Genomic DNA, 6,871 nt, shown 5'->3' with positions numbered 1-6,871 from the left:
CTAGCTCAGCTCGGCGAAGCTCTCCACGGCACTGGTCTTGCCGGTGACGATGATGACGTCGCCCTTCTCGATCACGGTCTCGGCGGTGGCGTGCGTGAAGTCCTGCCCCGGCCGCTTGATGCCGACGACCGTGACCCCGTACGTGCTGCGGACGGCGCTCTCCCCGAGCGGGACGCCCGTCGCGATCTCCGGGGCGACGGTCTTGACCAGGGCGTAGTCGTCGTCGAACTGGATGAAGTCGAGCATCCGCCCGGTGACGAGGTGGGCGACGCGCTCGCCCATGTCGTGCTCGGGCAGGACGACGTGGTGGACGCCGAGGCGTTCGAGGATCTGCCCGTGCTGGCGGCTGATGGCCTTGGCCCAGATGTTCGGCACGCCCGCCTCCAGCAGGTTGGAGGCGATGAGGATGCTCGCCTCGATGTCCGTACCGATGCCGACGACCGCGCTGGTGAAGTCGTGGACGCCGAGCTGCTCCAGCACCTCCGGGTCGGTGCAGTCCGCGACGGCCGAGTGGGTGAGGACGTCGCTGACCTTCTGGACGAGCTGCGCGCTGGTGTCGATGCCGAGCACGTCCCAGCCGCGCCGGGTCAGCTCGTGCGCCAGCGAGCTGCCGAACCGGCCCAGGCCGATGACGGCGACCCGCTGGTCGCTGGTCTCGATCTCCGCGAGGCGTCGCTTGCCGCGCCTGCGGCGCAGGGAGTGCAGGAAGTTACCCAATGACAGGTCGCTCCTCGGGTAGCTCGTACCGGCGGGTCCGCTCGCGCAGGGCGAGCGCCGAGACGAGGGTGACCGGCCCGAGCCGGCCGACGAACATCAGCAGGATCACGATGAGCTCACCGGACACCGGCAGGTCACCGGTGATGCCCGTGGACAGGCCGACCGTGCCGAACGCCGACACGGCCTCGAACAGCACCGCTTCGAACGGCGCGTCCACCACCGTGAGCAGTGCGAGCGTGGCCGCTGTCACGAACCCGACACCGAGCAGGGCCACCGTCAGCGCCTGGCGCAGCGCGTGCGGGGCGAGGCGCCGGCCCATGACGATCGAGTGCGGCTCGCCGCGCGCCTCCGCGACCATCGCGGCGGCGAGCACCGCGAACGTGGTCACCTTGATGCCGCCGGCCGTTCCGGCGCTGCCGCCGCCGATGAACATCAGCGTGCAGGTCATCAGCAGCGTCGACGCCTCCATGGCGCCGATGTCGATGGCGTTGAAGCCGGCGGTGCGGCTCATCGCGGAGTGGAAGAAGCTGTTGAGCAGCTTCTCGCCCCAGTGCAGCGGCCCGAGCGTGCCCGGGTTGCCCCACTCCAGGAGCCCGGTGAGGACCGTGCCGGTGAGCAGCAGCGCGGCCGTGGTGACCAGGGTCAGCTTGGTGTGCAGCGACCAGCCGCGCCGTCCCGTCGTACGGCGTCGGTTGCGGTGCCGCAGCACTTCGAGGAGCACGGGGAAGCCGATGCCGCCGAGGATCACGGCGACGGCCACGGGCAGCGTGATCCAGGGGTCGGTCGCGTACCGCGTGAGGCTGTCGGCGCGGAGCCCGAAGCCGGCGTTGTTGAACGCGGACACGGCGTGGAACAGCCCGTGGTACACGGATTCGCCGATCGGCTCGCCGTACCCGAACCGGAAGCGCAGCGCGAGCCAGGCGCCCACGGCGAGCTCGACGGCGGCGGTGGTCCCGGCGACGCCGATGAGCACCTTCCGTACGTCTCCGATGCCGAGGCTCTTCGTCTCCGCCTGCGCCGTGAGCTGCATGCGCAGCCGCAGCTTGCCGGAGACGAGGAGGGCGAGCAGCGAGGCCAGCGTCATGATGCCGAAGCCGCCGGCCTGGATGAGCGCCAGGACGACGCCCTCTCCGAACCCGCTCCAGTAGGTCCCCGTGTCGACCACGGCGAGCCCGGTCACGCAGACGGCGGAGGTGGCGGTGAAGAGGGCGGTGACGAGACCGGTGGCGGCGCCGTCCTCGGAGGCGACCGGCAGCGCCAGCAGGGCCGTACCGACCAGGATGGCCAGGGCGAAGGCCATGACGACGGTACGGGCGGGGTGCGTGGTGAACAGTTTCTGCCACACCCGCGCCACACGTCCCGCCACGACTCGCTCCCGGCCTTGATCTCCCGGCTCTCTGGATGTACCGGTGGTAGCCGGTCGACCGCGTCAACGCCCCGGCGGAGGGTCACCCTACCCGCCCGCGCCCTTGACGACGCGTTTGCGCCATTCGTCCGTCACGGACGGGGGTCCGCGCGGCGGTACGTCACTCGGCGGACTCGGCGCGCTCCGGTGCGGCCGCGACGAATGAGCCCTGCCCGAGGACGGTGTAGAGCCTGCCCTCGGTGCGCAGGGCGGCAACGGCCTTCTGGACCGTGGACGGGGCGACGTCCAGCTCCGCTGCGAGATCCACGACGGCGGGGAAGCGGGCGCCGGGCGCGTACGCTCCGGCGTCGATGCGGTGGCGCAGCTCGTCCGCGATCTGAGGCCATACGGGCTTACTGCGGTCAAGATCCATACGGCGAGAATGCGCGTAGTCTCGTGATTGCGCGACCGCGAATGCGCGTATACGCGTATGCTCCTGGGTCGGGAGACCCCCGCGGCCGACGCAAACGGCCCGGGGGCGTGGTCAACGCTGCTGAGGAGCGTCAACGGTGAGCATTATCCCTATGTTCTTGCGCCTGCTGCTGGACCTGTTCCGGCCAGGTCCGGGGAGGCGGCGGGCCGGGCGCCGCCCGGTCGGGGCCGTCCGCGCCGTGGGGGTCCCGGCGGACGCGGGCGCCCCGTCGTGGCTGCCCCTGCATCGGTCGCCGTACGGGCGGGGCGGGGTGCTGGACGGCCGCGACTCCGCGCTGGTCCGGCCGTACCTGGGCGCGGCGGAGGTGGCTCTGTGAGGGCGCCGAAGCCGATCCGGATGTGTGTGCGGTGCGATCGGATCACGGACACGCCCGTGGTCGTCTCCGAGGTGCACTCCGCCAGCGGGCCGGGGTTCACCGTGTACGCCTGCGCCGAGTGCGCGCCGCACTTCCCTCCCGTGCCCGACGTGTTCGATCTCCTGGGAGGTGCGGGGTGAAGTCCGGGCGCACCGTCGAGCAGATCATCGCGGACGCGAGGCGGTCCGGGCGGACGCAGGAGTGCGAGGCGGGCGAGCACTCCTTCTGCCACCCGCTGGAGGTGTACGCCTCCGACAGCCCCGGCCCTGACGAGCGGCCGGCCTTCTCGATCACGTGCGCGTGCGGCTGCCACGGCGGAGGCGCCGGCCGGTGACGACCGGGGCGGTGGGGGCGGGTGGGTGGGGACAGGGCGCTGCGCACTCGGGGTGACCACGCCGGAGTGGGCGACGCCATGGAGCCCCGGTCACCACCCGGGCGTGGGGGCTGGGTGGGTGGGAACGGGCGGTGCACACCGGGGGTGGCCGGGTGGTGGCGCCACGGCGGCCGCCGGTTGCGGGCGGGTCACGTCAGGCCCGGGGCCGACCAGACCGGGAACCAGCGGGTGAGGTCGGGTTCCATGGCGAGGTCGTCGGACAGCAGGGCGCGTACCTGGAGTTCCAGGGCGTTGTCGCGGCGCTCCGCCGCGTGCGGGAGGGGGGCGAAGGGGTAGAACGTGCCTCGTTTGTAGAGGTAGACCAGCGCCAGGGGGCGTGCGTCTCCCGGGTGCTGGAAGGCGATCAGGGAGCAGAGCAGGTGCGGGCCGAAGCCCGCCTCCTTCAGGAGGGTGTTCACCGCGTGCAGGTCGTTCACCAGCCCCACGACCCCCTCCTCCGGGTGCCGCGCCAGCAGCCAGGTGTAGCCGTACGGGTCGCGGCTGAACTCCACCGGCACCCCGCCCCGGGCCGTGTCCGCGTCCAGCAGCTCCCGCACCTCGTCTCGGAGGCGGGCGAAGGCGCCGCCCTCGACGCCCGCGAAGCACACCGAACCCGTGCCCGTCGGCACGAAGCCCGTGCCCGCCTCCAGCGTCAGCGCCGCGCCCGGCACCCCGAAGAGCCGGTCCAGGTCCGGGCGGACCGGCTTGCTCCGGCCCAGGAGCGCGTCGAGGAATCCCATGACCCCGCCCCGCCCCTCAGCGGCCGAGCTGCGTCGAGATGCGCGCGAGCTGGTCCAGGCGGTGCTCCAGCGGCGGGTGCGACGCGAGCAGCCGCCCGAGGCTCTCCTTCGACGAGAACGCCGGCGCGAACCAGAACGCGTTGTACGGCTCCGCCTTCCGCAGGTCCCGCGTCGGGATGCTGCCCATCTGCCCGGTCACCTTCGTCAGCGCCGACGCCAGCGCCGACGGCCGTCCCGTCAGCAGCGCCGCCGCCCGGTCCGCGGACAGCTCGCGGTAGCGGGACAGCAGCCGTGTCAGCAGGAAGCTGATCACGTACACGACCGCGCTGATGATGGGGATCAGCAGCACCGCGATCGCCGCGCCCCCGTCCCTGGCGTTCCGTCCGAAACCGCCCCACAGCGCCACCCGCGCCATCACACCGGCCAGCACCCCCAGGAACGCCGCGATCGTCATGACCACGACGTCCCGGTGCGCCACGTGCGACAGCTCGTGCGCCAGGACGCCCTCCAGCTCCTCCGGTTCGAGGCGGCGCAGCAGCCCCGTCGTCACGCACACCAGCGCCGTGTCCTGGCTGCGCCCGGTCGCGAACGCGTTCGGCAGGTCCGTGTCGGCGACGGCGACCCGCGGCTTGGGCATGTCCGCGAGGGCGCACACCCGGTCCACGGCGCCGTGCAGCTCGGGCGCCTGCTCGCGGGTGACCTCACGGGCGCCCATGCTGTAGGCGGCGATACGGTCGCTGAACCAGAACTGGGCGATGAACAGCCCGCCGGCGATCATCAGGATCACGGGCCAGGACCCGCGCATGAACGCGAGCAGCACGCCGACGAAGACCACGTACAGCAGCCCGATCAGGAACATCGTCGTCACCATGCGGGTGGTGAGTCCCCGGTCGGCGATGTACCGGGAGTGGGTCCGTGACGCTGACATGGCACGCCTCTCTCCGACGTACCCCCCGTTCCGTCTCCCCCTCTCCCTCGATTGTGCCCCCTCGGGCAGGCGTACGTTTTCGGCCGCATTACGGCTGTTCCTCGCCGATTCGGCCGCGCCGCCGACGACCGGCTCCTAAGCTTCTACACGCATGTAGATATGGATGCTGTCGTCAGCGAGACGAGACGAGACGGAAGGACACCGCCGCCATGGCTTCGATCGATCTGGACAAGGTGCTGGACAAGGCGTGGGCCGACAAGAGCCTGCCCGAGATACTCGCGGCCCCCGTGTCCGCGCTGAAGGGCGTGTCGGACCGGGACGGCGAGCTGCTCCAGGAGGCGTTCGGCGTGAAGACCGTCGCCGACCTGGCCGAGCTGAAGTACGCGCGCTGGGCGCAGGCCCTCGCGGGGCTGAAGGCGGCGTAGGCGCCCGCGCGCCGCGGCGCCGGTAGTTCCGTATACCCGTATATCCGTACAGGTGACAGAGAGAAGGAGTGGACGCCGGCCATGGTGTTCAAACGGCTGCTCGGCTCGCTCGGTGTGGGCGGGCCCACGGTGGACACGGTCCTCGACCCGGGCCCGGTGATGCCCGGCGGGACCCTGTCCGGCGAGGTCCGGCTGAAGGGCGGCAAGGCCGACTTCACCGTCGACGCCATCACCCTGGAGCTGGTCGCGCGGGTCGAGGCCGAGCACGACGGCGGTGAGAGCCAGGGCGTGGTCGCGTTCGAGCGGTACGGCGTCGGGGGCGGGTTCCGGCTCGCGGCGGAGGAGGAGCGGAGTGTTCCGTTCACGGTGACCGTGCCGTGGGAGACGCCCGTCACCGAACTGCACGGCCAGCCTCTGGGCATCGGCCTCGGCGTCCGTACGGAGCTGGCCGTCGCCTCCGCCAAGGACAAGGGCGACCTGGACCCGCTCGCCGTGCGGGCCCTGCCCGCGCAGGAGGCGGTCCTGGAGGCCTTCGGGCAGCTCGGCTTCGGCTTCGTGTCGGCCGACCTGGAGTACGGGCACATCGGCGGCACCGGGCAGCGGCTGCCGTTCTACCAGGAGATCGAGCTCAGCCCCGCGCCGCGGTACGCGCACGCGGTCGACGAGATCGAGGTGACCTTCCTCGCCCACGCGGGCGGCATGGAGGTCGTCCTGGAGGCGGACAGGCGCGGCGGGCTCCTCTCCGGCGGGCGCGACGCGCTGAACCGCTTCACCGTCACCCACGAGGCGGTCGGCCGCACCGACTGGAACGCCGAGGTCGAGGGATGGGTGCGGAGCCTCGTCGACAGCGGGGCGGCCGCGCAGAAGGGCGCGTACGGTCACGGGCACGGGCACGACGCTCACCACGGCCACGGCCACGGGCACGGCCACGGGCACTCGGGGCGCGGCCCCGGCGTGGGCACCGTCGTCGCGGCGGGTGCCGCCGGTCTGGCCGCCGGCGCCGTCGGCGGCTACCTGGCCGCCGAGGCCGTGGACGAGATCGGCGACTTCTTCGAAGGCGACGAGGACGACGAGGCCTGAGCCCGGCCCGCGAGGCCTGAGCCCGGCCGCGAGGCCGGAGCCCGGCCGGGAGGCTGAGTGCGGCCGAGGACCGGGCCCGGTCCGGAGGACGCTGCCCCCGGCCGAGGCCGAGCGCGGTTTCGGGAGGCTTGAGCGTCGTCGGGACGCTGACCGCGGCCGAGGCCGGGCGCAGTCGGGAGCTTGAGGCCCGTCAGCAGGCCTGAGCCTGGAGGCGGGCGGTGGGTCCGTCAGCAGGCCTGAGCGTGGAGGCGGGCGGTGGGTCCGTCACACCGGCGTCGCCGTGCGCAGCACCAGGAAGAGGGCGACGGCCGAGTTCGCCGACGACACGGCGGACACGGTCGTCCCCGCCGCCGCGCCCCACACCGCGAGCCCGACCGTCGTGAACGCCGGCGGCCACGCCGCGCCCGCCGGGGCC

At 72.6% G+C, this 6,871-nt stretch carries 9 protein-coding genes and 1 pseudogene; 4 read left to right on the top strand and 6 right to left on the bottom strand.

Features of this window, described 5'->3' with window-relative positions:
- From HTZ82_RS15740 to HTZ82_RS15730, 3 genes are all read right to left on the bottom strand, one after another.
- Positions 1–717: a TrkA family potassium uptake protein gene (locus tag HTZ82_RS15740; RefSeq protein ID WP_175410015.1), complete on the bottom strand. Its 717-nt coding sequence runs from the start codon at positions 715–717 to the stop codon at positions 1–3.
- Positions 710–2,083 (bottom strand): potassium transporter TrkG, encoded by a 1,374-nt coding sequence (locus HTZ82_RS15735; protein WP_309235505.1) that lies wholly within the window; start codon positions 2,081–2,083, stop codon positions 710–712. The genes HTZ82_RS15740 and HTZ82_RS15735 overlap by 8 nt, the downstream gene beginning before the upstream one ends.
- Before the next feature lie 160 nt (positions 2,084–2,243).
- Entirely contained in the window at positions 2,244–2,495 is a 252-nt protein-coding gene (locus HTZ82_RS15730) for a GntR family transcriptional regulator (RefSeq protein ID WP_175410014.1), read from the bottom strand.
- Positions 2,496–2,631: 136 nt separating this feature from the next.
- On the opposite strand from HTZ82_RS15730, the gene HTZ82_RS15725 reads away from it, so the two are divergent.
- Entirely contained in the window at positions 2,632–2,871 is a 240-nt protein-coding gene (locus HTZ82_RS15725; RefSeq protein WP_175410013.1) for a hypothetical protein, read from the top strand.
- Between the two features lie 175 nt (positions 2,872–3,046).
- Positions 3,047–3,244: a hypothetical protein gene (locus tag HTZ82_RS15720; protein ID WP_175410012.1), complete on the top strand. Its 198-nt coding sequence runs from the start codon at positions 3,047–3,049 to the stop codon at positions 3,242–3,244.
- Between the two features lie 188 nt (positions 3,245–3,432).
- Here the strand turns inward: HTZ82_RS15720 and HTZ82_RS15715 are convergent, their stop codons facing one another.
- A complete protein-coding gene (locus HTZ82_RS15715) occupies positions 3,433–4,023 on the bottom strand; it encodes a hypothetical protein (RefSeq protein WP_175410011.1) in 591 nt (196 codons plus the stop codon).
- 16 nt (positions 4,024–4,039) lie between these two features.
- Positions 4,040–4,951 (bottom strand): zinc metalloprotease HtpX, encoded by a 912-nt coding sequence (gene htpX, locus HTZ82_RS15710; protein WP_175410010.1) that lies wholly within the window; start codon positions 4,949–4,951, stop codon positions 4,040–4,042.
- Between the two features lie 209 nt (positions 4,952–5,160).
- On the opposite strand from htpX, the gene HTZ82_RS15705 reads away from it, so the two are divergent.
- Together HTZ82_RS15705 and HTZ82_RS15700 are read left to right on the top strand one after the other, a co-directional pair.
- Positions 5,161–5,376 carry a hypothetical protein gene (locus HTZ82_RS15705; RefSeq protein WP_175410009.1) on the top strand — a complete coding sequence of 72 codons (216 nt, stop codon included), beginning with the start codon at positions 5,161–5,163 and terminating at the stop codon, positions 5,374–5,376.
- An 81-nt stretch (positions 5,377–5,457) separates the two neighbouring features.
- Positions 5,458–6,456: a sporulation protein gene (locus tag HTZ82_RS15700; RefSeq protein WP_175410008.1), complete on the top strand. Its 999-nt coding sequence runs from the start codon at positions 5,458–5,460 to the stop codon at positions 6,454–6,456.
- A 264-nt stretch (positions 6,457–6,720) separates the two neighbouring features.
- Here the strand turns inward: HTZ82_RS15700 and HTZ82_RS32275 are convergent.
- A pseudogene (locus HTZ82_RS32275) lies at positions 6,721–6,871 on the bottom strand (M56 family peptidase); the annotation flags it as partial.

The sequence above is a fragment of the Streptomyces sp. TRM64462 genome, from assembly GCF_013362995.1.
Lineage (GTDB): Bacteria > Actinomycetota > Actinomycetes > Streptomycetales > Streptomycetaceae > Streptomyces.
The sequence above is the reverse complement of the archived record's forward strand: the minus strand, read 5'-3'. Positions and strand labels throughout refer to the sequence as shown.